Genomic DNA, 24,033 nt, shown 5'->3' on the forward strand with positions numbered 1-24,033 from the left:
TGCGGCGGCGTTGCGTCGCCGCTGAGTCGAAGAGGAACAACTGATGACGAATGTGGATCGTCCTTCCGGTCGCGGCCATTGGGCGCTTGCGATCCTGGGAGGCGTGATTGCCGTGCTGGGCGCGGTGTTGCTGGCCGGTGGCGTGTGGTTGGCCGCGCTGGGTGGCTCCTGGTATTACGCACCGGCGGGTGCGGCGATGCTGGTTTCAGGCGTGTTGCTGTTCCGTGGCCGCAACGCGGGCGCGTGGTGGTTCGCGGCCGTGGTAGCCGGCACGCTGCTGTGGACCTGGTGGGAGTCGGGCAGCGATTACTGGCGTTGGGTGCCGCGTCTGGGCCTGATCGTCGGCTTGGCGTTGGTGCTTGCGCTGCTGCTGCCCAAGCTGCAACGCCCGGTATCGCGCGCGCTGTCGCGCGCCGTGGCGGGCGTGTTGGCGGCCGTGTTTGTGGTCGCGTTCGCGCTGGCGTTCGTGCCGCACGGCGTGACCGAGGCCGATGGCGCGTTGGCCCGTACTGCAGGGATGGTCGGTGGCCTGGTCAATCGCAGTGCGCCGGCAGCATCTGCAACGACCGATGTGCAACCGGCCAACGCGCCGGCCGATGGCGATTGGGCGGCCTACGGGCGCAGCCAGGCCGGTCAGCGCTATTCGCCGCTGCAACAGATCAACCGCGACAACGTCGCGCAGCTGCAGCAGGCCTGGGTCTTCCATACCGGCGATCTACCTGGCAAGCGCTGGGGTGCGGAAACCACGCCGTTGAAGGTGGGCGACAGCCTGTACCTGTGTACTGCGCGCAACCAGGTGATCGCGCTGGATGCGTCCAGCGGCAAGCAGCGCTGGCGCTACGACCCCAAGGTCAAGGACGAGGCGATTCCATATACCGCCGCCTGCCGTGGCGTGTCGTATTACGAGGTGCCCGCGGTGGCCGCTGCAGAGGCTGCAACCGCGGGTTCGACGCTGTGCCGCACGCGCGTGATCGAAGGCACGCTGGATGGACGCCTGATTGCGCTGGATGCACGGAGCGGTCAGCTGTGCCCGGACTTCGGCAGCAATGGCCAGGTCGATATCACCGTGGGCATGGGCCAGACCCCGCCGGGCTATGTGTCGATCAATTCGCCGCCGGCCATCGTGCGCGGCGTGGTGGTCACTGGCCATCAGGTGCTCGATGGACAGAAGCGCTACGAACCCTCCGGTGTGATCGAAGGGTTCGACGCGGTCACCGGCAAACTGCGCTGGGCCTGGGACATGACCCATCCGGACTGGAATGGCGCACCGCCGCCGGGCCAGACCTGGACGCGCGGTACGCCCAACATGTGGACCACCGCCGCTGCGGACGAGCAGTTGGGCTATGTGTACCTGCCGATGGGCAATTCCACCGCCGATTACTGGAGCAGCTCGCGTACGCCGCAGGAAAATCGTTACGCCACCTCGCTGGTGGCGCTGGATGTCACCACCGGCAAACCGGTGTGGAATTTCCAGACCACCCATATCGATGCCTGGGATTACGACCTGGGTTCGCAGCCGAGCCTGATCGACTTCCCCAAGGATGGTGTCAACGTGCCGGCGGTGTTGTTGCCGAGCAAGCAGGGTGAGTTGTATGCGCTGGACCGACGCACCGGCAAGCCGCTGGTTGGTGTGGAAGAACGTGCGGTGCCCGGTGGTGGCGTGGAGCCGCAGATGCGCGCAAAGACCCAGCCGTTTTCGCTGTATCACACGCTGCGCAAGCCGGACCTGACCGAACGCGATATGTGGGGCATGACCCCGATCGACCAATTGGTGTGCCGCATCCAGTTCCGCACCGCCAGCTACAAGGGCATCTATACGCCACCGGAAGCCGATCGGCATTCGATCGAATATCCCGGCTACAACGGCGGTTCGGACTGGGGCAGCGTGGCGGTGGATCCGCACCGCGGCGTGATCGTGGCCAATTACAACGACATGCCGAACTACAACCTGCTGGTTCCGCGCGCCAAGGCCGACAAGCTGGGCTGGGCACCGCGCGATGAGGTGCGCGGCGATGCTGGTGGTGCAGAAGGCGCGGGCGATCCGCAGGCCGGCACGCCGTATGCGATCAACGTCAATGCCGGCTGGCGGCTGCCGTTTACCAAGCTGCTGTGCAAGGAACCGCCGTATGGCGGCATCCGCGCCATCGATCTGGCCAGCGGCAAGACGCTGTGGGACCGCCCGTTCGGCAGTGCGCGCGGCAATGGCCCGTTCGGCATCCGCTCCGGTCTGCCGATCGAGATCGGCACGCCCAACAACGGTGGCTCGGTGGTCACGGCGGGCGGGCTGATCTTCATCGCGGCGGCCACCGACGACCTGATCCGCGCCATCGACCTGGCCACCGGCAAGGAGCTCTGGCACGCCAAGCTGCCGGCCGGTGGGCAGGCCAACCCGATGGTGTATTCGTATGGCGGCCGCGAGTACCTGGTGATCATGGCCGGCGGCCACCACTTCATGGAAACCCCGGCCGGCGACGCAGTGATCGCCTATGCATTACCGCAGCATTAGTGCTGGAAGTGGAAACGAAAAACGCGCCGGTAACGGCGCGTTTTTTTTGGGGGGGGCAGCAAAGCGGCTCCACCGTCATCAATGCATATGCACACATTGACCCAACAACGACTCGGCACCCACGCTCTTGCGAATCCCGAATCCCGAATCCCGAATCCCGATTCACCGCGCCACTGCCACCGCATCGTCCTGCACCGCGTCCTGCACATCCTGCGCCAGCGTCGCCTTGACGATGATCGAGCGGATGGCGTCGGTGGCTTCCGACAGCGGCACATCGCTGCTCAGGCGCTGGAAGGTATCGCGGCTGTTATAGCCGGAGCCGTCCTTCAGATAGTGGTCGTACATCGACAGCAGATCCTGGCAGGCCGTGATCAGTGCAGCGGTATTGCCGCGCAGCAGCGCATGGCCGATCTGGTCGAAGCTGTGCAGGCAGTCCGCCAGCCAATGCAGGTCGTAGCGGGCAGTACCGGGCTCCGGCGCGCTGTGGCCACGGCTATAGGCGCTGTAGCGGCGCAGGCTGCGCGCCACGCGCGCCACGTGCGCGAACAGCGTGCCGATCTCGTTGGCGATATCCAGCCGCTGCACCATGACCACGGGGATGACCTGGCTGGCGGCCGGGTCGTCGTGCTGGGCTGCGGTCTGCTCCTGCTGTTCCAGCGACTGCTTGAGCACGGTGTAGCTGCGTTGCAGCGATTCCAGCTCCAGTGCGCTGGCGGCCGCGCGTGCCTTCAGCTGCGACAGGGCCGCCTGGTAGCGCCCCAGGCTGTCCTGGGTGCTGGCCAACTGCCCCGACTCGGCACGCAGTTGCCGACCGCGCACAAAAGCCAGCGCAGTGGCGATCAGGGCCCAGAGTGCGAATGCAGGCACCAGGTAGATCAGGATGCCCATGGGAGATTCCTCGAAACGTTGCATACCTTGTCGGCCTGGCAGCAACGTTCTTGAGGGCAATCGACGTGAACCGTGGAAACCGCACGTGGAAACGCGCGTCAGGACGCCATCCCGCACGCATGCAGCCGCATCAGGGCAATCGCGTGGTGCCTGGCGCCGGTTCCGTTGCCAGCGGGGCGGGACTGATCGCGGCCACCGGCACGACCGGTGCGCTGCGCGGACGCAGCAACAGCCACGTGCCGAGCCGGCGCAGCAGGGTATTTCCCGGCATTTCGATCAGGCGGAACATCGCCCAGGCGGCCGCGATGGTGATCGCGATGATCGGCAAGGCCAGGGCAGGCCTTGGCGGCAGGCCGTCCATGACCACCAGGGCGGCGTAGATGACCGGAATGTTCAGCAGATACATCGAGAAACTGCATTCGCCGCTGAGCATCATCAAGCGGTTGCCGAGCAGGCGCTTGCTCAGCCCGGTGTCGAAGGAGAACAGGAACACGAAGATGCCGGCGAAGCCGGCTGTCTCCAGCGTGAGGTAAAGCGCGCGCTTGGAACCCGGATCGACGTCGATCATGCCCAGGATGACCGCAAGCACCAGCCCGATGACGCCGGCCTGCAGCGCCGCCAGGGTGGTCATGTTGACGCTGGTGCCAACCCGGGTGCGCACCAGGCCGAACACCACGCCGGACAGGAAATAATGGATCTTGGAGCCGACAAAGGTGCCGGGCAGCTGTGCCCTGTGGGCGATGAGCATCAGGATGGTGCCGAGCACCGCCACCATCAGGGTGACATTGCTGTTGCTGCGGAAGGCACGCAGCGCAAACCAGATGCCCACGAAGATCACGTAGAACTGGACTTCCGGCGGAATGCTCCACAGCGCGGACACGTTGCCGGAAAACAGCAGGTGGCGCAGCAGGTTGTCGTGGCTGATGGCGTAGACGAACTGCGGATCGACCAGGGTGTAGATCAAGTAGGACGCCAGCACGACGGTCAGGTAAACCGGCGCAATGCGCGAGAATCTGGAAATGGCGTAGCGCGCCACCGAAGGATAATTGGGCTCTTTCTCTCCGTAGAGAAAGGCCATCAGAAACCCGCTCAGGGTAAAGAACACCATGACGCCCATCTCACCGGGAAACAGGTGGGTATCGGTGAAGAATTTTTCTTCCGCCAGATGCGCGTAGACGACAAGCAACGCAGCAAGACCGCGGATGCCGGTCAACGAATCGATGCGCTGTTCCTGCTGCATGAGTGAGGGCTCTCAGTGTGATCCCTACGAAAAACCCCGCGCCTGCCGAGGGCGCGATGTCGTCTGCGTGCGTTGCAAAATCAGCAGGGTCAGGCGCTCCCCCCGGTTGCCTGACCCGTCGCAAGCTTACTCGATCGGCAGAATCCGCGTCATCGCCGTGCGCGCCGATAATGCGAGCCGTGATCAGGATCACTCTGCGTCCAGCTCGCTCGCAGATCTGAATTCAACGAATGCAGAGCGAGCGGATGTGTGCGACGCGATGCAGCGGAGTGAAGCGCTGCACCGGCGTCACTGCATCAGCGAAGTAAATCCGCGCCTGTGTGCGGCGATTCAGTGGCGACCATGCGCACGATGCAAGTGTTATAGGCTGCGGCTGCCGTCGAATGCGACAAGGGCGCTCGGACGCTGCAGCGTGTAGCAGCGACCGCAGCCGCCATCCGCTCCCGCCGCATGAGCGGCAGTAAGAGCGTCAGGACAGGATGGCAGGTAAGTCCAGCCCCTTCTCGCGAGCGCAATCGGTTGCAATGGCATAACCGGCATCGGCGTGTCGCATCACGCCGGTCGCGGGGTCGTTCCATAGCACGCGTTCGATGCGCCGGTCGGCGGCTTCGCTGCCGTCGCAGACGATGACCATGCCGGCATGCTGCGAGAAGCCCATGCCGACGCCGCCGCCGTGATGCAGCGACACCCAGGTGGCGCCGCTGGCGGTATTGAGCAGGGCATTGAGCAGCGGCCAGTCGGAGACCGCGTCCGAGCCGTCGGCCATGGCTTCGGTTTCGCGATTGGGCGATGCCACGCTGCCGGAATCCAGATGGTCGCGGCCGATCACCACCGGCGCCTTCAGCTCGCCGCTGCGCACCATCGCGTTGAAGGCCAGGCCCAGCCGGTGGCGGTCGCCCAGGCCCACCCAGCAGATCCGCGCCGGCAGGCCCTGGAAGGCGATTTTCTCGGCGGCCATGTCCAACCAGCGGTGCAGATGCGCATCGTCGGGAATCAATTCCTTGACCTTGGCATCGGTCCTGGCGATGTCTTCCGGATCGCCGCTCAGCGCCACCCAGCGGAACGGGCCGATGCCGCGGCAGAACAGCGGGCGGATGTAGGCAGGCACGAAGCCGGGGAAGTCGAACGCGTCGGACACGCCTTGCTCCAATGCCATCTGGCGCAGGTTGTTGCCGTAGTCCACGGTGGGCACGCCCAGTGCGTGGAAGGTGAGCATGGCGCGGATGTGATTGGCCATCGTCTCGCGCGCGGCGGATTCCACTTCGTTCGGTGCGCTGACGCGCTTGTCGTCCCATTCGTCCACGCTCCAGCCCTGCGGCAGGTAGCCGTTGACCGGATCGTGGGCGGAGGTCTGGTCGGTCAGCAGATCCGGTTTGATCCCGCGTAACAGCAGTTCGTCCAGCACGTCGGCCACGTTACCGAGCAGGCCGACCGAGAGCGGCTTCTTCGCCGTGCAAGACGCCTCGATCAGGCGCAACGCCTCGTCCAGCGAATCGGTCCAGGTATCCAGGTAGCCGGTGCGCAGGCGCATGTCGATGCTGGAACGGCGGCATTCCACCGCCAGGCAGGACGCGCCGGCCATCACGGCGGCCAGCGGCTGCGCGCCGCCCATGCCGCCGAGCCCGCCGGTGAACAACCACTTGCCGGCCAGGTTGCCGCCATAATGCTGGCGCCCCATTTCCACGAAGGTTTCGTAGGTGCCTTGCACGATGCCTTGTGCACCGATGTAGATCCAGCTGCCGGCGGTCATCTGGCCGTACATCGCCAGGCCCTTTTGATCCAATGCGTTGAAGTGGTCCCAATTGGCCCAGCGCGGCACCAGGTTGGAATTGGCGATCAGCACGCGCGGGGCATCGGTATGCGTGCGGAACACGCCGACCGGCTTGCCCGATTGCACCAGCAGGGTCTGGTCGTCGTCCAGGCGGGTGAGTGCGGCGACGATCGCATCGAAGGATTCCCAATCGCGCGCGGCGCGGCCGATGCCACCGTAGACCACCAGTTCCTGCGGGCGCTCGGCCACGTCCGGATCCAGGTTGTTCATCAGCATGCGCAACGGCGCTTCGGTCAGCCAGCTCTTGGCGGTGAGCGTGCTGCCGGTGGCGGCGCGGATGACGCGGGTTGCATCGTGACGGGTCATGCCGGGTTCCTTGCAATCAACGGTGGGCCGCGGGCGGCGCGGTATCGGGTGAGGGCGCATTGGCAAACTGCAGGCAGGCCAGCAGCACATGCCGCAGCACTGCGCGCAATGCGGCCGCGTGCACCGGCTGCCATGGCGTGGGCCAGTTGTCCGGGGTGATGGTGTCCGGCTCGCGCATGTAGCCGCGGCAGGCCAGCTCCATCTGCAGCGTGTGCACGCCGTGCTCGGGCTGCGCGTAGTGGCGGGTGATCCAGCCGCCCTTGAAGCGCCCGTTGCGCACCGTGCTGGAGCCGCTGCTGCGGCAGAGCCGTTCTACGGCGTCGACCAGCACCGGGTCGCAACTGCGGTCGTCGTTGCTGCCGATGTTGAACTGCGGCAGCTCGCCGTCGAACAGGTGCGGGATCACCGAGCGGATCGCGTGCGCGTCGTACACCACGATCCTGGAATGCAGCTGGCGCAAGCGCGCAATTTCTTCGCCAAGCGCCGCGTGATACGGGTCGAACCAGCGCGCACGGCGCTGATCGATCTGTGCCTGGTCCGGCGCCAGGCCGTCGGCATACAGCGGCTGGTCGTCGAAGGTGGTCAGCGGGCACAGGCCGGTGGTGTTCTGGCCGGGGTATAGCGATGCGCCGCTGGGGTCGCGGTTGACGTCGATGACCGAGCGCGAGATCGCGGTGCGCACCGTGGTGGCGCCCAGCGATTGGGCGAAGTCGTACAGGTGATGCACCCACCAATCCGCATCGCGCCGCGCCAGCCATGGCGACACCAAACGGTCGGCCACCTCATCGGGCAGCTCGGTGCCGGTGTGCGGGAAGCTGATCAGCAGGGGCGCCTGCCCTCGATGAATGTCCAGCCAGTCGGGCAGGGCGCTCATGGCTGGGCTCCGGTTGCCTGCGCAGCGGCGTGCGATGCGTGCCGGTGATGTGCGTGGATTCGGTCATCGTGCCGCGCGAAACGTGCACCTGCAATGCCGGGATGTACGGCATTCGCCAGGGGGGCGATACCCGGCACTGCATGGCCGGGTGCCAACGCGCTGCGCAGGCGCTCTGCAGATCGCCGCATCATGCGTGCTGCTCCACGCCCGGCAAGGCGATCGCCACTGCGTCGGCCAGTGCGCCGGAACGCACCAGTGCGCTGGCGGCCAGCATGTCCGGATGGAAGTAGCGGTCGTCCTGCAGCGTCGGCACCCGTGCGCGCAGCAGGGCACGTGCGGATTCCAGCGCGGCGCTGGAGCGCAGCGGCGCGTGGAAGTCGCAGCCCTGCACGGCGGCCAGCAGCTCGATGCCGATCACGTGCGCGGCGTTTTCTGCCATCGCCAGCAGGCGGCGCGCGCCATGCGCGGCCATCGACACGTGATCTTCCTGGTTGGCGGAGGTGGGAATCGAATCGACGCTGGCCGGATAGGCGCGCTGCTTGTTTTCCGACACCAATGCCGCAGCGGTGACCTGCGCAATCATGAAGCCCGAGTTCAAGCCGGGGCGCGGGGTGAGAAACGCCGGCAATCCGGACAAGGCCGGGTCCACCAGCATCGCGGTGCGGCGTTCGCTGATCGAGCCGATCTCGCACACCGCCATTGCCAGCATGTCGGCGGCGAAGGCCACCGGCTCGGCGTGGAAGTTGCCGCCGGACAGTGCTTCGCCGGTGTCGCTGAAGACCAGCGGGTTATCGGAGACGCCATTGGCTTCGATTTCCAGCGTGCGTGCAGCCTGGCGCATGACGTCCAGCGCCGCGCCCATCACCTGCGGTTGGCAGCGCAGGCAATACGGGTCCTGCACGCGCACATCGCCAAGCCGGTGCGATTCGCGGATGGCCGAATCGGCCATCAGGGCGCGCAGCGCGGCAGCGGTGGCGATCTGCCCTGGCTGCCCGCGCAGGACATGGATGCGCGCATCGAACGGCGTATCCGAACCCTTGGCCGCTTCCACCGACAAGGCCCCGGTGACCAGTGCCGCCTGCAACACGGTCTCGATCTCGAACAGGCCAGCCAGCGCGCAGGCGGTGGAGAACTGGGTGCCGTTGAGCAGCGCCAGCCCTTCCTTGGCGCCGAGCACGCGCGGTTGCAGCTGCGCCTGCGTCAAGGCGGTGGCTGCCGGCAACCGTTGTCCATCGACGAAGGCTTCGCCAACGCCGATCATCACCGCCGCCAGATGCGACAGCGGCGCCAGATCGCCGGATGCCCCCACCGAGCCCTGGCACGGCACCACCGGGGTGATGCCGGCGCGCAGCATCGCCTCGAGCAGGGCCAGCGTGTCCGGCTGCACCCCCGAGGCACCCTGGGCCAGGCTGGTGAGCTTGAGCGCCATCATCAGCCGTACTACCGGCACCGGCGTGGGCTCGCCGACGCCGGCGGCATGCGAGAGCACGATATTGCGTTGCAGGGTGGCCAGATCGTCGCGCTCGATGCGCACGCTGGCCAGCTTGCCGAAGCCGGTGTTGACGCCGTAGACCGGTTCGCCGCGCGCGACGATCGCTTCCACCGTCTGCGCGCTGCGCAAGACCGCCGCCGCGCAGGCCGGATCCAGCGCCGCGGCGGCGCCGCGATACAGCGCACGCCACTGTGCAAGCGTGACAGCGCCGGGTTGCAGGACAACAGAAGCACTCATGACAACTCCAGAGATCATCAGGTCAGATGCCCGCGCCAGACGCGGGCATGCAGCGGGTTGAAGCCCATGCGATACACCAGGTCGGCCGGCGCCTCGATGTCCCAGATCGCCAGGTCGCAGTCCATGCCGGTGCGCAGCCGTCCCAGCCGCGCAGCGCGGCCGAGCGCGCGCGCCGCTTCGCGGGTGAACCCGGCGATGCATTCGTCCACCGTCATGCGGAACAAGGTGGCTGCCATGTTCATCGCCAGCAGCGGGCTGGTGAGCGGTGAGGTTCCCGGGTTGCAGTCGGTGGCCAGGGCCAGCGGCACGCCGGCCGCACGCAGCGCGGCGATCGGCGGCAGCTGGGTATCGCGGGTGAAATAGAACGCGCCGGGCAGCAACACCGCCACGGTGCCGGCAGCGGCCATCGCCTCGATACCGGCCTGGTCCAGGTATTCGATATGGTCGGCCGACAAGGCGCCATGGCGCGCAGCCAGCGCTGCGCCGTGCTGGTTGCTCAATTGTTCGGCGTGGATCTTGACCTGCAGGCCGTGCGCCTGCGCGGCGACGAACACCTGTTCGGCCTGCGTGGTGGAGAAGGCCAGATGTTCGCAGAACACATCCACCGCCTCGGCCAGCCCTTGCGCGGCCACGGCGGGAATCATCTGCGTGCAGACCACATCGATATACGCCTGTGCATCGCTTCCCGGCGGCACCGCATGCGCGCCCAGAAAGGTGGGCACCACCTCGACCCGGCGCACGCTGGCGAGCTGGCGTGCCACGCGCAGCTGCTTGGTCTCGTCTTCCAGGGTGAGCCCGTAGCCGGATTTGATCTCCAGCGTGGTCACGCCTTCGGCAAGCAGCGCATCCAGGCGCGGCAGGCCGGCAGCGAGCAGCGCCGCATCGTCGGCAGCGCGGGTGGCGCGCACCGTTGCCAGGATGCCGCCACCGGCTGCAGCAATCTGCGCATAGCTGGCGCCACGCAAGCGTTGTTCGAATTCGTTGGCACGATTGCCGGCATGGACCAGGTGGGTATGGCAATCGATCAGTCCCGGGCTGATCCAGCGCCGCTGGCAATCGTGCGCGATGCCGGCAGTCAATGCCGGCGCCTGCGCGGCCGGGCCGGCGTAGACGATGCGGCCGTCCTGGCCGGCGACCACGCCGTCGTCCACGACGCCCAGGCCACCATCGGCGGCGTCCAGGGTCATCAATTGCGCGTTGTGCCAGAGAACGTCGCAATGCATGGCGCAGGCTCGTGGTGTCTGATATGTATATACAATAGGGTCGTCAACCGGAGGTGTCCAGTGGCAGACGAGCAGGCACATGCGCAGGTGTTTTGGGCCGCCCGGGCCTTGTTGCCGGAAGGCTGGGCCAGCCAGGTGCGGATCACGCTGGCGCAAGGCCGCATCGCCTCGGTCCAGCCGGAGGCCGCGCCCGGCGGCGCCGACCTCCGCTGCGAGATGCTGCTGCCCGGCCTGGGCAACCTGCACAGTCATGCCTTCCAGCGCGGCATGGCTGGGCTGACCGAAGTCGGCGGGCGCAGCGGCGACAGTTTCTGGAGCTGGCGCGAGTTGATGTACCGCTTCGTCGACCGGCTGGACCCCGACAGCCTGCAGGCGATCGCCGAGCAGGCCTATGTGGAAATGCTGGAGAGCGGCTTCACCCGGGTCGGCGAGTTCCATTACCTGCACCACAGCCCCGGCGGCACGCCCTACGCCAATGCCGGGGAGATGTCCGGGCGCATCGCAGCGGCGGCGGCCAATACCGGGATCGGGCTGACCCTGTTGCCGGTGTTCTATGCGCATTCGGACTTCGGCGCTGCCGCACCAAACGTTTCGCAGCGGCGGTTGCTCCACGACATCGACGGCTTCGCGCGCCTGCTCGAGGACTGCCGACACGGCCTCGAGGCGCTGCCGGATGCGGTGCTCGGGCTTGCGCCGCACAGCCTGCGTGCGGTCACGCCGCAGCAACTGGTGGAGTTGGTGCCGCTCACCGATGGGCCGATCCACATCCATATCGCCGAGCAGCAGCGCGAGGTCGACGCCTGCCTGGCGTGGTCGGGCCAACGGCCGGTGGAATGGCTGCTGGCCCATGCGCCGGTGGATACGCGCTGGTGTCTGGTGCACGCCACCCATGTCACCGCCAGCGAGGTGCAGGCGATGGCGCAACGCGGCGCAGTGGTCGGGCTTTGCCCGATCACCGAGGCCAACCTGGGCGACGGGATCTTTCCGATGCAGGCCTTTGCCGCGGCCGGTGGTCGCTTCGGGGTCGGTTCGGATTCGAACGTGTTGATCGATGCCGCCCAAGAGCTGCGCCTGCTCGAATACGGCCAGCGGCTGACGCTGCAGGCGCGCAATGTGCTGGCGCCGGCCGATGTTTCCAGCGGCCGCTGGTTGTACGACCGCGCCGGTGCGGGCGCGGCGCAGGCGCTGGGTGTCGCCCAGCACGGGATACGGGTCGGTGCGGCGGCCGATCTGGTGGAGCTGGAGCTGACGCATCCAGCCTTGCTGGCACGCAGCGACGATGCAGTGCTGGACAGCTGGCTGTTTGCCGCGCGCGGCACTGCGGTCCGCAACGTCTGGCGCAATGGTCGGCCGGTGGTGCGCGACGGACAGCATGTGGAGCGTGCGCGGATCGCCGCGCGTTTTGCCGACACCCTGCGAACACTGCTGGGCAACTGAGAGCGGCTCGCAGAACGTAGCGAGCGGTCGTCGGGTTGCGGCGGACGGCGCTGAGGAGGCCGGAGTGGATGAGCGGTACGTGCCGCACCCAGCGCTGGCCGCGCGCGCCTGGCGGTGAGCGCAGTAGTTCTGTTAGGTACTCTAAGCGGATGCGCGCACAATGCAGGCCTGACCGGAGACCTCTGTCTTGACCGCCCCCCCCATCACCGCGCCCGGCACACTGCACCAACGCATCCGGCAGGATCTGGAGCACCGGATTCACAGTGGCGACTGGCCGCCCGGGCACCGCATTCCGCCGGAGCACGAGTTGATGGCGCAATACGGGTGCTCGCGCATGACGGTCAACAAGGTGCTCGGCCTGCTGGCCGACGCCGGCATGATCGAACGCCGCCGCCGCACCGGCTCGTTCGTGGCGCGGCCGCATCCGCATCTGGAACAGGTGGCGCTCTCGATCCCGGACATCGCGGTGGAAATGACCGCGCGCGGTCACTCCTACCGGTTTTCGCTGCTCTCGCGGCGGCTGCGCAGCGTGCGCCAGCGCGTGCCGCAAGAGCGTGCGCTGGGCAGCACCGGCAAGCTGCTGGCGCTGGAAAGCGTGCATCTGGCCGATGGTAGCCCGTTCGCGCTGGAGCAGCGCGTGATCGATATCACCACCGTGCCGGATGCCCTGGCGCAGCCGTTCACCGAGGTGGCGCCGGGCAGCTGGCTGCTGCGCAACGTGCCGTGGACGCGCGCCGAACACCGCATCAGCGCCGTCGGTGCCGACGCCGCGCAGGCCAGGCAATTGCAGGTGGAAGAAGGTGCCGCCTGCCTGGTCATCGACCGTCACACCTGGCGCGGCGAACAGCCGGTGACCTACGTACGCCAGCTGTTCCTGGGCGGCTCCTACGACCTGGTGGCGCGGTTCGCACCGGGAATGCGCTGAAGGCCGCGCGCGGAAGGGCGTACAGCACCTCCGCGATGCGGTAGCTCCGGCGGCGATGCACGCATCCGCATCACCAGATCGTCCGCGAGCGAGCGCTCTCGTGCGGTCGCAGTGGCTCACGAGGGCCGCCTGGCGACGGTCACGCAAGCGCCGCGGCGACGGCTACTCACGCACAGTTGCTGCAGCGTTTTGCATCAACAGCCATTGGGAACACAGCTAACGAGTCGCACCGTCTCGAGTCGCACCGTCGATCGCGCAAACACCAGACCACGCGCAGTGGATCAACTACAGCAGCAACCTCGTGTCCCACCCGTTGAAACCAGACTGGCACGATGGCGCGACATACCTCTCACCGCGCAAATCCCCAATCCCGAATCCCCAATCCCCAATCCCCAATCCCCAATCCCCAATCCCGGCCTCAAATCGTCGTGCATTGCCGCCAACGCACCGGTTCTGCCACCCCTGCACGTGGATTGAGCTGTACCCGCACGGTGCGCAGATACGGGTAGCGCGTCAGTTCCTCGCAGATCAGCGGCCATGCGGCGCTGTCTTCGATGGTGCGATCCACCGCCAGCGTGGCCTGCGTGATCCAGATGCCGCGCACCAAGCCGGGTTTCTGTGCCAGGGCCTTGGAGACATCACGCCGGTAGCCCTGCAGCGTTTCCGCATCCGGTTCGCCGGCATCCGCTGCCGGCACGGGAGCGGGTACCGGTGCGGCCGCAACCGGCGGTGCGGCGGACGCGGCTGGCGTCGCCGGCGGTGTCTTGACCGCCGCTGTGCGCGGGGCCGCGGCAGCGGGGGCTGGCGTTGGGGTGGGCTCCGGCGGACGCAGTCCCACAACCGTCACCAGCGCCAGCGTGGCCAGGGCCGCACCGGCAATGATGCTGTGGCGGATGGCACGGCGCCTGGCCATGCCTACCACGCCGGTCTCCACATCCCCTGGCAGGTAGGGCTTGAGCAGGGGCCACAGGCGCGTGCCGTCCAGCACTTCGATGGATTGCTTTTCGGCCGCAGCCAGGCCTTCGCGCTCCATGCGCCCTTCGGTCACCATCACGCCGCCACCGGCGCCGGCCAGGCGCGCCATCGCGCCCAGTTCATTCACCGCGGCCACGCCGATGCGGTAACCGCGACCATGCTTGCAGGTCACCAGGCGGGTGCCGTGATCGGTCTGCATCATGAAGTCGGCAGTCGGCAGGCCGTCCTGCGGCAGCTGGGTCGGTTGCCAGCCACGCTGGTCCTGCAGCACGCGCAGCACCACCGCGGAAAAGTCGCGCCAATGCATGGCCGCCAGGGCGCGAATGCCTTCGGTGGTTTCGTTGGCGCGGCGTCGCACCAGCCAGAGATAGGCACACATTGCCAGCCAGAGCAGCAGTGCAGCCAGGAGCGCCAGGATCCAGGAAGGCATAAGTATCAAGCGAAGGTATGGCGCGTATTACGAATCGATGCGCCTAGAAGAATCCTTCGCGCCGGATTCGTCAATGGATCGCTGGCGGAGATATCACAGGCCGTGACCCAGGCAGCGAAAGACCCGCCAGTCCGAAGCCGTGAGGGGAGGGGAGCAAACGGACTTCGTACAACAGGACTGGCGGGTCGTTCCCGATTGTCTGAAAAACCATGTTGCTTTGCAACATCACGCCGCTCAAATCACAACCGCCGTTCGTTCAGTCGCTAGGACCATGCGCAGAGCGCGCGCCGCATCCAGCTCCGACGCGACGCTCCGATGATGGCGACCGGCCCGCATGCCCGCGCGAGCCGGGTCTTATTCGCCGTCGAACGCCGCGGCAGTGCCGGTGCTGGATGCACCGCTGGAACCGGTCGAGCCGCCGCCACCTGCCGAATCGCTGCTGGCGGCCTGCGCGGCCTGGTTGGCGGTCCGGTTGGCGCGCTTGGTTGCGGCGGTATTGGCCCGCACCTGGGCCTTCAACGATTCGACCTCGCGACGCAGGTTTTCCAGCTCTTCCTGCTCGGGGATATTGAGCGTGCGCAGCACGCCCTTGACGCGCTCGTCGAAGGCCTTGCCCAGCTTGTCCCAGCCGCGCACCGCGGTATCGCGGGCCTGCTCGAACTGGGTCTCCACCTCTTCGCGCAGCCCGTCCACGCTGTCGGCGGCCTTGCGCTGGCCAGTGCGCTCATAGGCGGCACCTTCGCGCACCAGCGAGTCGAACAACTTGCTGCCTTCGCTCTGCACGCGTCCAAGTGCACCTAGCCCGGCCAGCCACACGGTCTGCGCCGATTCGCCGAGCCGGCGCGAAATCTGCTCCGCCTGGGCCTGGAAGCCCGAAGCCGCGGTGTCGCGGTTGCCGTTCTGATCGTATCCGGTCGTCATGCGATGCTCCTGTCGATTGCCGAAGTGACGTTGGGGTTCACCCTAGTGCCGGCCTTGCATCGGACAGGTGAAGCGCGGTCCGGTCAGGCCTGCCCAAGCATCCGCCCATCCCACGCGGGGCGGGTGACTTGGCGCTGAAGCAGCGGCAGCGGCGACGCGCTCAGGCCAGCTTTTCCGCCAACAGCCGACGGATTTCCGATTCCACCATCGGCTGCATCGCCGACAGCAGGAAGCCAAGCTCGACCGTCACATGCACCTGCTGCGGCAGCAGGGCAATCGCGCCATCCACGCCTGACCGCGAGATGCGCAAGGTGTCGCCTTCCCACTGCGAGGCCACGCCGTAGCGATCGGTGAGCTTGCGCGCCGCCTCGTCGATCGCTGCGCGGGCCTGTGCCGGCGTCAAGGAGTGGTCGTGGCGGATATCGATGCTGGACATGAGGTGCCTGGGTGATACGAAAGTAGGCGCGCATTGTGCGCATGCGCGCGGCTGGCTCCAAGTGCGCCGGTACGTCGGGCCTCGCCAGCCTGGCGGTACGGGGGCATTGCGAAGCGGCACAGGGCCCCGGATCCGGCTGCAAACGCGGCACCTCATCAACGCATGCTGGCCGGCGGCGCGCAGGCGCGGTGAGGTTGTTGGCCGCTCTCAACCGCAAACCTGCTAGGCTGCGCCCGGTGCGCGACCTGCAAGTTCATTTCACCCACCGGCAGCAGCCGGATCATTCCCTCAAGCCCGGTGTCCACCGGATCGTACGGCATGCCTCCGGCAGCGTGCGGGTGGTGGCCGATGCGCAGGGGGCGCTGCTGTTGGCGCAGTTCTGCCTGGACCAGCGTGGCCTGTGGCTGCAGGTGGCCAATGGCATCCGCGGGATCCACGTCAACGGACGCCCGGTGCGTCGCATGGCCTTGCTGCGGCCCGGCGATGCGATCTACGCCGACGGCGTGGAGATGCTGCTGCGCAGTGCGCCCTCCAGTGCGCCATCCAACGATCTGCCGCCCGACGATGCCGGCCTGGGCGAGGTCTGCCTGCTGCTGCGTGGGTTGGGCGGGCGCCATCACGGGCGCAGCTTCACCCTGGATCGCCCACGCCTGGTCGGCAGCGACCCGGCCGCGGACATCGTCATCGACGATCCGGCCTTCACCGCCCAGCACGCGCGCCTGGAGCGCCACGGCGACCGCGTGCTGATCCGCGATCTGGGTTCGGAAGAGGGCAGCTGGATCAACGGCGTGCAGGTGCGCGATGGCTGGCTGCAGGCCGGCGACCAGGTGGTGTTCGACGCCCGCCACCGGTTCGTGGTGGAAGTGCCGCGCATCCATCACGGCACCACATGGGATATCCCCGATTCCGAGCCGCCCCTGCCACCGCGCGCAGTGGCCGAACCGGTGCGTGCGCCGATGAAGGTCGCCCGCTGGCCGTGGCTGCTGCTCAGCGCGGTGCTGCTGGCGGCGGCACTGAGCGCCTTGCTGTGGTTCGGCGCGCGCTGAGTTTTTTCCAGACCCGCCAGCCCAGCAGGGCGGCGAGAATGCCGGCATACAGCGCCGGCTCGCGGATATCGGACTTCACCAGCCACCAGAAGTGCAGCACCGCCAGCACCCCGATCGGGTAGATCAGCTGGTGCAGCCGGCCCCAGTTGCGCTTGAGCCGGCGCATCCAGCCCTGGGTGGAGGTGATCGCCAGCGGCAGCAACAACAGCCATGCCGCAAAGCCCACCGTGATGTAGGGACGCTTGAGGATCTCTTCGAAGATCTGCGTCCAGAAGCCGCGCAGGTCCAGGCTGAGATACGCCGCCAGATGCACGCTGGCATAGAAGAACGCATACAGCCCCAGCATGCGCCGGAAGCGGATCACTACCGCCTGGCCGGTGAGCTGGCGCAGCGGTGTGATTGCCAAAGTGATCAACAGAAAACGCAGCGCCCACAGCCCGGTGCGATGCTCGATCTCGGCCACCGGATCGGCGCCCAGCGCGTCGCTACCGCTCTGCCACACCTGCCAGAACTGCCAAGCGAGCAAGGCGATCGGCGCCAGCGCGGCGACATGCACCAGGGTCTTGGCGGCGATCAGGGGTGCGGAGGTCTTGGCCATGTGATCTCGAAGAAGGAAGCGATGCCGAAGCGCAGGAGCGCACCTGGGCGCGACGGGCGTTGCTGGTCATGCCCGTCGCGCCCGGGCGCGCTCCTGCGCAGGTCGATATCGGAGTGTGTATTGCCTAGAACCACTTCTTCAGGTCCATCCCCGCATACAGCGAGGCGACCTGATCGGCGTAGCCATTGAACGGCTTGGTCGCAATCCGCTCGGCAAACAGCTTGCTGGCGGTGCCGGCGATGCGGCGCTCGGTCTTCTGGCTCCAGCGCGGGTGATCCACGGCCGGGTTGACGTTGGAAAAGAACCCATATTCAGACGGCTGCAGATCGTGCCAGGCGGTTTCGGGCATCGTCTCGACGAAGCGGATTTCCACGATCGACTTGATGCTCTTGAAGCCGTATTTCCACGGCACCACCAACCGCAGCGGCGCACCGTTCTGCTGCGGCAGCGGCTTGCCGTACAGGCCGGTGGCCAACAGGGTCAGCGGATGCATCGCCTCGTCGATCCGCAGGCCTTCGCGATACGGCCAGTTGATCGAACGGTAGCGCACGCCCGGCATCTGCTGCGGGTCGGCCAGCGTGGTGAAGGCCACGTACTTGGCCTTGGAGGTCGGCGCAAAACGCTTGAGCACCTCGCCCAGCGGCACGCCCGTCCACGGGATCACCATCGACCAGCCTTCCACGCAGCGCAGCCGGTAGATGCGCTCTTCCGACGCGATGCCCTTGAGCAGCTCATCCAGCGACAGGCTGCCGGGCTTTTCGCATTCGCCGCCCACCTTCACCGACCACGGCGACAGCTTGAGCGTCTTGGCCGCCTTCGACGGGTCGGTCTTGTCGGTGCCGAACTCGTAGAAGTTGTTGTAGCTGGTGATGTCCTCCAGCTTGGTCAGTTCTTCGGCGGTGCGGAAGCCGCTGCGCGCCTGCGCCGGGGTCACCACGGTCTTGGGTGGCGGCGGCGGGTCGGCTTCTGCGCAACCGGCCACGCCGATTGCCGGGGTCAATGCCAACAGCTGCAGCAGCCGACGCCGCTCGCGGTAAACGGACTCATCGGTGATCTGGCTGGCGGGCAGTTTGAAGGCATCGCGAAACGACATGGCAGGCTCCGGCAGTGGCTGCAGCGTGAGAGTAACCAACCGGGACAAAAGTTCGCTCCGGTGCACCACCACGTTACGTCACGCTCAGTCAAAAGGATGCAGCTGCAACTTTTTTGCCCGCTGCCAACCCCGATGCGCTGCGGCATACTAGAAGGCTAGCTCGACAAGGTGTGCCATGACTCGCGCGTTCAATTTCAGTGCCGGCCCTGCGACATTGCCGGAATCGGTCCTGCGCCAGGCGCAGGCGGAGATGGTCGAGTGGAATGGCGTGGGCGCCTCGATCGTGGAAATCAGCCACCGCAGCGCCGATTTCATGGCTGTGGCCGCTGCCGCCGAAGCCGATGTGCGCAGTTTGTTGTCGATTCCCGACGACTACGCAGTGCTGTTCACCGCCGGTGGCGCCACCACCATCCAGGCGCTGCTGCCGCTGAACTTCGCCGCGCCGGGCCAGGCTGCCGACTACGTGATCAGCGGGCACTGGGGCAAGACTGCGATCAAGCAGGCGGCGCCGTACGTGGATGCGCGCATCGCCGCCGATGCGCAGGCCGACGGCTTCATCGACATCCCGCCGGTGGCCAGCTGGACCCTGTCGCCGCATTCGGCCTATGTGCACATCACCGCCAACGAGACCATCCACGGCGTCGAATTCCGCGATATTCCGGCGGTGGGGACGCTGCCGCTGTTTGCCGACTTCAGTTCCTCCATCGCCTCCGAGCCGCTGGATATCTCGCGCTACGGGCTGATCTATGCCGGTGCGCAGAAGAATCTGGGGCCGGTCGGGATCTCGGTGGTGATCGTGCGGCGCGACTTGCTGGAACGCGCCGGCCAGCCGCGCGCGGACATCTTCAACTACGCCTCGCACCTGGCGCGCGACTCGATGCTCAACACGCCGCCGACCTGGAACTGGTATCTGCTCGGGCTGACCGTAAAGTGGATGCTGGAGCAGGGCGGGGTGGAGGAATTTGCGCGGCGCAATGCGGAAAAAGCCGCGTTGGTGTACGGCGCCATCGATCGCTCCGGCGGCTTCTATCGCAACCTGGTCAAGCCGGCAGTGCGCTCGCGCATGAACATCCCGTTCTTCCTGCCCGATGAACAGCTGGATGCGCTATTTGTCAGCGAATCCAAGGCCGCCGGCCTGCTTGCATTGAAGGGCCACAAGGCGGTGGGCGGTATCCGCGCCTCGCTCTACAACGCCATGCCGGTGGCCGGTGCGCAGGCGCTGGCGACCTTCATGCACGACTTCCAGCAGCGTCACGGCTGAGCCCACTTCCATCCGCGGCGCAGGCCGCGCAGGCGCATGCGCCGTCTTTTCGAGGAACGCCCAGCGATGGCATCCAGATCCAGCAAATCCACGCCCGCCGCCGGCAGCAAGCGTACACCGGCGAAAGCTGCCGGCGAGGCCGCCGCGAGCGCGCCGGTTGCCAAGCCGGCGGGCAGACACGCCAAGTCGGCAGGCAAACAGGCCAAGTCGGCCGGCAAGCCGGTCACCGCGGCACCGGTACTGGCCGATGTGCGCGCCAAGATCGACGAGATCGATCGCAACATCCAGGCGCTGATCGCCGAGCGCGCCAACTTCGCCCATCAGGTCGGCAAGGCCAAGGGCAAACTGGCCGCGGCGGTGGACTACTACCGCCCCGAGCGCGAAGCGCAGGTGCTGCGCATGGTGGTGGACCGCAACGAAGGCCCGCTCAGCGATGAAGTGCTGGTGCACGTGTACCGCGAAATCATGTCCGCGTGCCTGGCCCAGCAGGAACCGTTGAAGATCGGCTACCTGGGGCCGGAAGGCACCTTCAGCCAGCAGGCGGTGCTCAAGCACTTCGGGCGCTCGGCGGTGGGCTTGCCGATGGCAACCATCGAAGAAGTGTTCCAGGAAGTGGAAGCCGGCAACGCCGATTTCGGCGTGGTGCCGGTGGAAAATTCCGGCCAGGGCACCATCCAGGTCACCCTGGACATGTTCCTGACCTCCAACCTCAAGATCTGCGGCGAAGTCGAACTACGCGTGCATCAGTACCTGCTCTCGCGCAACGGCCGGCTGGAAGATATCGAACGCATCTACGCGCATTCGCAATCCTTCGCGCAGACCGCCGGCTGGCTGCGTTCGCACCTGCCCAAGGTGGAAAAGATCGCGGTCTCCAGCAATGCCGAAGGCGCGCGCCGCGCACGCAATGCGGAAGACGCGGCAGCCATCGGCGGCGAGAGCGCCGCGCATGTGTATGGCCTGAAGAAGGTCATCATGAAGTCGATCGAGGACGACGATGACAACACCACACGCTTCCTGGTGATCGGCCGGCAGATCTTCCCTTCGTCCGGGCACGACCGCACCTCGGTGCTGGTGTTCATCCACGACAAGCCGGGCGCATTGTTCGACGTGCTCAGCCCGTTCGCGCGCCATGGCATCAGCATGAGCCGCATCGAGTCGCGGCCCTCGCACCAGGCCAAGTGGGAATACGGCTTCTTCATCGATCTGGTCGGCCATGTGGAAGACGAGGCGATGAAGCAGGCGCTGGCCGAGCTGGAAGCGCATTCGGCACAGATCAAGGTACTGGGGTCGTATCCGGTGGCCATTCCCTGAGCAGGCGTGCCCGGCCCCAGCCCGGCCGCCACCGGCGCGCCGCCGCCTCGGCGTTGACGGCGCCGCCATTTCTTACCCAGCGCATCGCCCAGTACGGCGATGCCGCAGCACTCGGATCATTCGCATGAGCAGCAGCACCCAGCACTGGATCGCGCAGCAAGGCAGCGCCTTGCGCGGCACCCTGGCCATTCCCGGCGACAAGTCGGTCTCGCATCGGGCGGTGATGTTCGCCGCACTCGCCGATGGCGTGTCGCAGATCGACGGCTTTCTGGAAGGCGAAGATACCCGTTCCACCGCGGCGATCTTCGCCAGGCTGGGCGTGCGCATCGAAACGCCATCGGCGTCGCGGCGCATCGTGCATGGCGTGGGCGTGGACGGGCTGCAGGCGCCCAGCGAGGCGCTGGACTGCGGCAATGCCGGCACCGGCATGCGGCTGCTGGCCGGCCTGCTGGCGGCGCAACGCTTCGACAGCGTGCTGGTGGGCGACGAATCCCTGTCCAGGCGGCCGATGCGGCGCGTGACCGGCCCGCTGGCGCACATGGGCGCGAAGATCCAGACCCAGGACGATGGCACGCCGCCGTTGCAGGTGCAGGGCGGGCAGGCACTGCACGGCATCGACTTCGTCTCGCCGGTGGCCAGTGCCCAGGTCAAATCGGCGGTGCTGCTGGCCGGTCTCTATGCGCAGGGCGAAACTGCGGTGAGCGAGCCGCATCCCACCCGCGATTACACCGAACGCATGCTGTCGGCATTTGGCGTGGAGATCGACTTTTCGCCCGGCAAGGCGCGCCTGCGGGGCGGCCAGCGCCTGCGTGCCACCGACATCGCGGTGCCGGCAGATTTTTCCTCGGCGGCATTCTTCATCGTCGCCGCCAGCATCGTTCCCGGCTCGGACGTGGTGTTGCGTGCGGTAGGCCTGAATCCACGCCGCACCGGGCTGCTGGCAGCGCTGCGCCTGATGGGCGCGGACATCAGCGAGGAAAACCATGCCGAACATGGCGGCGAGCCGGTGGCTGACCTGCGCGTGCGGTATGCACCGCTGCGTGGCGCGCAGATTCCCGAAGCGCTGGTGCCGGACATGATCGACGAGTTTCCCGCGCTCTTCGTGGCGGCGGCTGCAGCCTCCGGACAGACCGTGGTCACTGGCGCGGCCGAACTGCGGGTCAAGGAATCGGACCGCCTGGCCGCAATGGCGACCGGACTGCGCACGCTGGGCGTGCAGGTGGACGAAACGCCCGATGGCGCCACCATCCACGGCGGGGCCATCGGCAGCGGCGTGATCGAAAGTCATGGCGACCACCGCATTGCGATGGCATTTGCCATCGCCGGGCAGCTGTCTACCGGCAAGGTGCAGATCAACGATGTGGCGAACGTGGCCACCTCGTTTCCGGATTTCGACACCCTGGCGCAGGGCGCCGGCTTCGGCCTCAGCGCTGCGCGCTGAACTCCACCGGCACCTGCACGGTGCTGGCCACGGCATGCCCGTCGCGTGTGGCGGGCTCGAAGCGCCATTGCTGCAAGCTGCGCACCACCGCCGCATCCAGGCGGGGGTCGCTGCTACCGTCGCGCTGGACGATGCTCACCTCACGCACGTGCCCTTGCACATCCAGCTGCAGCCGCGCAGTCCGGCTGCCTTCGAGCCCGGCACGGGCCAGCTCAGCCGGGTAGGCGGGCAGGGCATTGCCTGGCAGCGGGATGGCCTCCTTGCTGCTGACCGGTGCACGCATCGGCTGATGCGCCACCATGGTCATCGCACGCGGGCCCTCGGCGCTGGGCAGGATCTGCCGGCTGGCCGCCGGAGCAGGGGCCGTGTCGGTGGCGAACGATTCGTCGCTGTGGCGCGCCCACCACCAGGTCGGGATCACCACCAGCACGGCAACCAGGGTCGCCCATAACCAGGGCGAGGCACCGTCGTTCTCGGTGTCCTGCCTGCGCGTCTTTGCAGCACCTGGCAAGGCCGGACCGTGGGTTGAAGGATTCGAGGTAATGGACATGGCCGACCTCCTGGCGCATCTGTGGGATGACCCGGTCAGTCTGGTCGGCATTGGCTGAGGGGCAGCTAAGGCGGGGCGGATCTGCCACACCCAGGCTATGTCGTGATTCAGCTTAGTGACGCTAACGGGCTGCAATGCGGGACGGGTGTGGATCGTCCAAGTTCACGATTTAACAGTCTTTTATCGATTGCCGGCGCTGGACGACGGCTGGCCCCGCCAGTGCCCAGTGCGCGCTGTTAGCCCGGCTTACTGCGCCGGCTTGAACTCGAAGGGGATGTCCAGGCTGCCGGCCACCGGCTGGCCGTTGCTCTGCGCCGGATGGAAGCGCCAGTGCCGCACCGCCTCCATCGCCGCGCGGTCCAGGTCGCGCGAGCCGCTGCGCTGCACCAGGGTGACCCCGCCCGGATTGCCGGCCGCGTCCACATCCACGCGCACCACCACGTCGCCAGCGTCGCCGCGGCGCAGGGCCGCCGAGGGGTAGCGCGGCGGCGGCATCTGGCCCTGCATCGGAACCGGGCGGTTGCCGCCGGCCATCGGTGCAGAAGGCGCTGCCGCGCCCGGCGCTCCGGGAGCAGCGTCTTCAGGCAAGGGGGTAGGTGCTGGCGGGGGCGTTGGCGCGGTTTCCACCAGGGTGGGGGTGTCTTCCTGCGGCTTGGCCTGCGGCATGTCGCTGGCGCTGTCCTGCGCCGGCAGTGGTGCAGGCAGCGGCTGCAGCGTGTCCTCCGTGGCGGTCGCGTTGGCGCTGGCCTGGGTGGGCGAGGGCTTGTAGAAGTCGTCCTTGCGGCCGGTGGCCCAGACCAGCAGGAACAGCAGCAGGCCGGCGCCGAAGGCAATGCCGGCAATTTTCAGGGTGTGGCGGGGTAGGCGCAGGACGATCTGGCGATCTGACGCAGGGCGGGGCGCGGGCATAGGGCTCACCTGAAGGATCGCCGCAATTCTGGCATAGCCCCGGTGAATCGATCGCAGCAGGTGGCGGAACAGGCGATAATCCCAGGCTCCCACCGACACACAG

20 protein-coding genes and 1 other RNA gene are annotated in these 24,033 nt (G+C 67.1%); 7 read left to right on the forward strand and 14 right to left on the reverse strand.

Annotation, left to right across the window (positions count from 1 at the left end):
- The first annotated feature begins 43 nt into the window (after nt 1-43).
- Nucleotides 44-2,506: a membrane-bound PQQ-dependent dehydrogenase, glucose/quinate/shikimate family gene (locus HG421_RS06510; protein WP_169705719.1), complete on the forward strand. Its 2,463-nt coding sequence runs from the start codon at nt 44-46 to the stop codon at nt 2,504-2,506.
- Between the two features lie 162 nt (nt 2,507-2,668).
- On the opposite strand, the gene HG421_RS06515 is transcribed toward HG421_RS06510, so the two are convergent.
- From HG421_RS06515 to hutI, 6 genes are all read right to left on the reverse strand, one after another.
- Complete coding sequence (locus HG421_RS06515; RefSeq protein ID WP_169705720.1) at nt 2,669-3,394, reverse strand: hypothetical protein; 726 nt, start codon at nt 3,392-3,394, stop codon at nt 2,669-2,671.
- 130 nt (nt 3,395-3,524) lie between these two features.
- Entirely contained in the window at nt 3,525-4,634 is a 1,110-nt protein-coding gene (locus HG421_RS06520) for an acyltransferase family protein (RefSeq protein WP_169705721.1), read from the reverse strand.
- Nucleotides 4,635-5,103: 469 nt separating this feature from the next.
- Entirely contained in the window at nt 5,104-6,771 is a 1,668-nt protein-coding gene (gene hutU, locus HG421_RS06525; RefSeq protein WP_169705722.1) for a urocanate hydratase, read from the reverse strand.
- Nucleotides 6,772-6,787: 16 nt separating this feature from the next.
- A complete protein-coding gene (hutG, locus tag HG421_RS06530) occupies nt 6,788-7,645 on the reverse strand; it encodes an N-formylglutamate deformylase (protein ID WP_169705723.1) in 858 nt (285 codons plus the stop codon).
- 187 nt (nt 7,646-7,832) lie between these two features.
- Entirely contained in the window at nt 7,833-9,374 is a 1,542-nt protein-coding gene (gene hutH, locus HG421_RS06535; RefSeq protein ID WP_169705724.1) for a histidine ammonia-lyase, read from the reverse strand.
- 17 nt (nt 9,375-9,391) lie between these two features.
- Nucleotides 9,392-10,597 carry an imidazolonepropionase gene (gene hutI, locus HG421_RS06540; protein ID WP_169705725.1) on the reverse strand — a complete coding sequence of 402 codons (1,206 nt, stop codon included), beginning with the start codon at nt 10,595-10,597 and terminating at the stop codon, nt 9,392-9,394.
- A gap of 60 nt (nt 10,598-10,657) precedes the next feature.
- Between hutI and HG421_RS06545 the strand changes: the two genes are divergently transcribed.
- Entirely contained in the window at nt 10,658-12,034 is a 1,377-nt protein-coding gene (locus HG421_RS06545) for a formimidoylglutamate deiminase (protein ID WP_169708104.1), read from the forward strand.
- 4 nt (nt 12,035-12,038) lie between these two features.
- On the opposite strand, the gene HG421_RS06550 is transcribed toward HG421_RS06545, so the two are convergent.
- A non-coding RNA gene (locus HG421_RS06550) (sX9 sRNA) lies at nt 12,039-12,115 on the reverse strand.
- Nucleotides 12,116-12,221: 106 nt separating this feature from the next.
- Between HG421_RS06550 and hutC the strand changes: the two genes are divergently transcribed.
- Nucleotides 12,222-12,959: a histidine utilization repressor gene (gene hutC / locus HG421_RS06555; protein ID WP_169705726.1), complete on the forward strand. Its 738-nt coding sequence runs from the start codon at nt 12,222-12,224 to the stop codon at nt 12,957-12,959.
- A 418-nt stretch (nt 12,960-13,377) separates the two neighbouring features.
- Here hutC and HG421_RS06560 read toward each other — a convergent pair whose 3' ends face one another.
- The 3 genes from HG421_RS06560 to HG421_RS06570 all read right to left on the reverse strand — a co-directional run bounded on the left by HG421_RS06560 (nt 13,378) and on the right by HG421_RS06570 (nt 15,721).
- Nucleotides 13,378-14,364, reverse strand: coding sequence for a restriction endonuclease (locus tag HG421_RS06560; protein ID WP_169705727.1), 987 nt, complete (start codon nt 14,362-14,364; stop codon nt 13,378-13,380).
- 354 nt (nt 14,365-14,718) lie between these two features.
- Nucleotides 14,719-15,285, reverse strand: coding sequence for a phasin family protein (locus HG421_RS06565; protein ID WP_169705728.1), 567 nt, complete (start codon nt 15,283-15,285; stop codon nt 14,719-14,721).
- A gap of 160 nt (nt 15,286-15,445) precedes the next feature.
- Nucleotides 15,446-15,721, reverse strand: a complete 276-nt coding sequence (locus tag HG421_RS06570; RefSeq protein WP_169705729.1) for a polyhydroxyalkanoic acid system family protein — start codon at nt 15,719-15,721, stop codon at nt 15,446-15,448.
- 236 nt (nt 15,722-15,957) lie between these two features.
- On the opposite strand from HG421_RS06570, the gene HG421_RS06575 reads away from it, so the two are divergent.
- A complete protein-coding gene (locus tag HG421_RS06575) occupies nt 15,958-16,767 on the forward strand; it encodes an FHA domain-containing protein (RefSeq protein ID WP_169705730.1) in 810 nt (269 codons plus the stop codon).
- On the opposite strand, the gene msrQ is transcribed toward HG421_RS06575, so the two are convergent.
- On the reverse strand, nt 16,709-17,365 hold the full coding sequence (gene msrQ, locus HG421_RS06580; RefSeq protein WP_169705731.1) for a protein-methionine-sulfoxide reductase heme-binding subunit MsrQ: 657 nt from the start codon (nt 17,363-17,365) through the stop codon (nt 16,709-16,711). The two genes, HG421_RS06575 and msrQ, sit on opposite strands and share 59 nt — an antisense overlap.
- Nucleotides 17,366-17,489: 124 nt before the next feature.
- Nucleotides 17,490-18,458: a protein-methionine-sulfoxide reductase catalytic subunit MsrP gene (gene msrP, locus HG421_RS06585; protein ID WP_169705732.1), complete on the reverse strand. Its 969-nt coding sequence runs from the start codon at nt 18,456-18,458 to the stop codon at nt 17,490-17,492.
- 175 nt (nt 18,459-18,633) lie between these two features.
- Between msrP and serC the strand changes: the two genes are divergently transcribed.
- The 3 genes from serC (at nt 18,634) to aroA (ending at nt 22,471) form a co-directional block, all read left to right on the forward strand.
- A complete protein-coding gene (gene serC / locus HG421_RS06590; RefSeq protein WP_169705733.1) occupies nt 18,634-19,719 on the forward strand; it encodes a 3-phosphoserine/phosphohydroxythreonine transaminase in 1,086 nt (361 codons plus the stop codon).
- Between the two features lie 66 nt (nt 19,720-19,785).
- Nucleotides 19,786-21,030, forward strand: coding sequence for a prephenate dehydratase (gene pheA, locus HG421_RS06595; RefSeq protein WP_169705734.1), 1,245 nt, complete (start codon nt 19,786-19,788; stop codon nt 21,028-21,030).
- A 124-nt stretch (nt 21,031-21,154) separates the two neighbouring features.
- On the forward strand, nt 21,155-22,471 hold the full coding sequence (gene aroA / locus HG421_RS06600) for a 3-phosphoshikimate 1-carboxyvinyltransferase (RefSeq protein ID WP_169705735.1): 1,317 nt from the start codon (nt 21,155-21,157) through the stop codon (nt 22,469-22,471).
- Here aroA and HG421_RS06605 read toward each other — a convergent pair.
- Both HG421_RS06605 and HG421_RS06610 read right to left on the reverse strand, forming a co-directional pair.
- Complete coding sequence (locus HG421_RS06605) at nt 22,455-23,021, reverse strand: energy transducer TonB (RefSeq protein WP_169705736.1); 567 nt, start codon at nt 23,019-23,021, stop codon at nt 22,455-22,457. The genes aroA and HG421_RS06605 overlap by 17 nt on opposite strands.
- Before the next feature lie 246 nt (nt 23,022-23,267).
- On the reverse strand, nt 23,268-23,930 hold the full coding sequence (locus HG421_RS06610) for an energy transducer TonB (RefSeq protein WP_169705737.1): 663 nt from the start codon (nt 23,928-23,930) through the stop codon (nt 23,268-23,270).
- Nucleotides 23,931-24,033 lie beyond the last annotated feature (103 nt).

Source organism: Xanthomonas campestris pv. badrii (assembly GCF_012848175.1).
GTDB classification, from domain to species: Bacteria; Pseudomonadota; Gammaproteobacteria; order Xanthomonadales; family Xanthomonadaceae; genus Xanthomonas; species Xanthomonas campestris_C.

Bases quoted from the DNA above. Each gene is read 5' to 3' on its own strand.
- HG421_RS06510 (WP_169705719.1), top strand. From the start codon at position 44: ATGACGAATGTGGATCGTCCTTCCGGTCGCGGCCATTGGGCGCTTGCG.
- HG421_RS06610 (WP_169705737.1), bottom strand. From the start codon at position 23,930: ATGCCCGCGCCCCGCCCTGCGTCAGATCGCCAGATCGTCCTGCGCCTA.
- HG421_RS06515 (WP_169705720.1), bottom strand. From the start codon at position 3,394: ATGGGCATCCTGATCTACCTGGTGCCTGCATTCGCACTCTGGGCCCTG.
- HG421_RS06560 (WP_169705727.1), bottom strand. From the start codon at position 14,364: ATGCCTTCCTGGATCCTGGCGCTCCTGGCTGCACTGCTGCTCTGGCTG.
- HG421_RS06570 (WP_169705729.1), bottom strand. From the start codon at position 15,721: ATGTCCAGCATCGATATCCGCCACGACCACTCCTTGACGCCGGCACAG.
- HG421_RS06565 (WP_169705728.1), bottom strand. From the start codon at position 15,285: ATGACGACCGGATACGATCAGAACGGCAACCGCGACACCGCGGCTTCG.
- serC (WP_169705733.1), top strand. From the start codon at position 18,634: ATGACTCGCGCGTTCAATTTCAGTGCCGGCCCTGCGACATTGCCGGAA.
- pheA (WP_169705734.1), top strand. From the start codon at position 19,786: ATGGCATCCAGATCCAGCAAATCCACGCCCGCCGCCGGCAGCAAGCGT.
- msrP (WP_169705732.1), bottom strand. From the start codon at position 18,458: ATGTCGTTTCGCGATGCCTTCAAACTGCCCGCCAGCCAGATCACCGAT.
- aroA (WP_169705735.1), top strand. From the start codon at position 21,155: ATGAGCAGCAGCACCCAGCACTGGATCGCGCAGCAAGGCAGCGCCTTG.
- HG421_RS06605 (WP_169705736.1), bottom strand. From the start codon at position 23,021: ATGTCCATTACCTCGAATCCTTCAACCCACGGTCCGGCCTTGCCAGGT.
- msrQ (WP_169705731.1), bottom strand. From the start codon at position 17,365: ATGGCCAAGACCTCCGCACCCCTGATCGCCGCCAAGACCCTGGTGCAT.
- hutI (WP_169705725.1), bottom strand. From the start codon at position 10,597: ATGCATTGCGACGTTCTCTGGCACAACGCGCAATTGATGACCCTGGAC.
- hutG (WP_169705723.1), bottom strand. From the start codon at position 7,645: ATGAGCGCCCTGCCCGACTGGCTGGACATTCATCGAGGGCAGGCGCCC.
- hutU (WP_169705722.1), bottom strand. From the start codon at position 6,771: ATGACCCGTCACGATGCAACCCGCGTCATCCGCGCCGCCACCGGCAGC.
- HG421_RS06520 (WP_169705721.1), bottom strand. From the start codon at position 4,634: ATGCAGCAGGAACAGCGCATCGATTCGTTGACCGGCATCCGCGGTCTT.
- hutH (WP_169705724.1), bottom strand. From the start codon at position 9,374: ATGAGTGCTTCTGTTGTCCTGCAACCCGGCGCTGTCACGCTTGCACAG.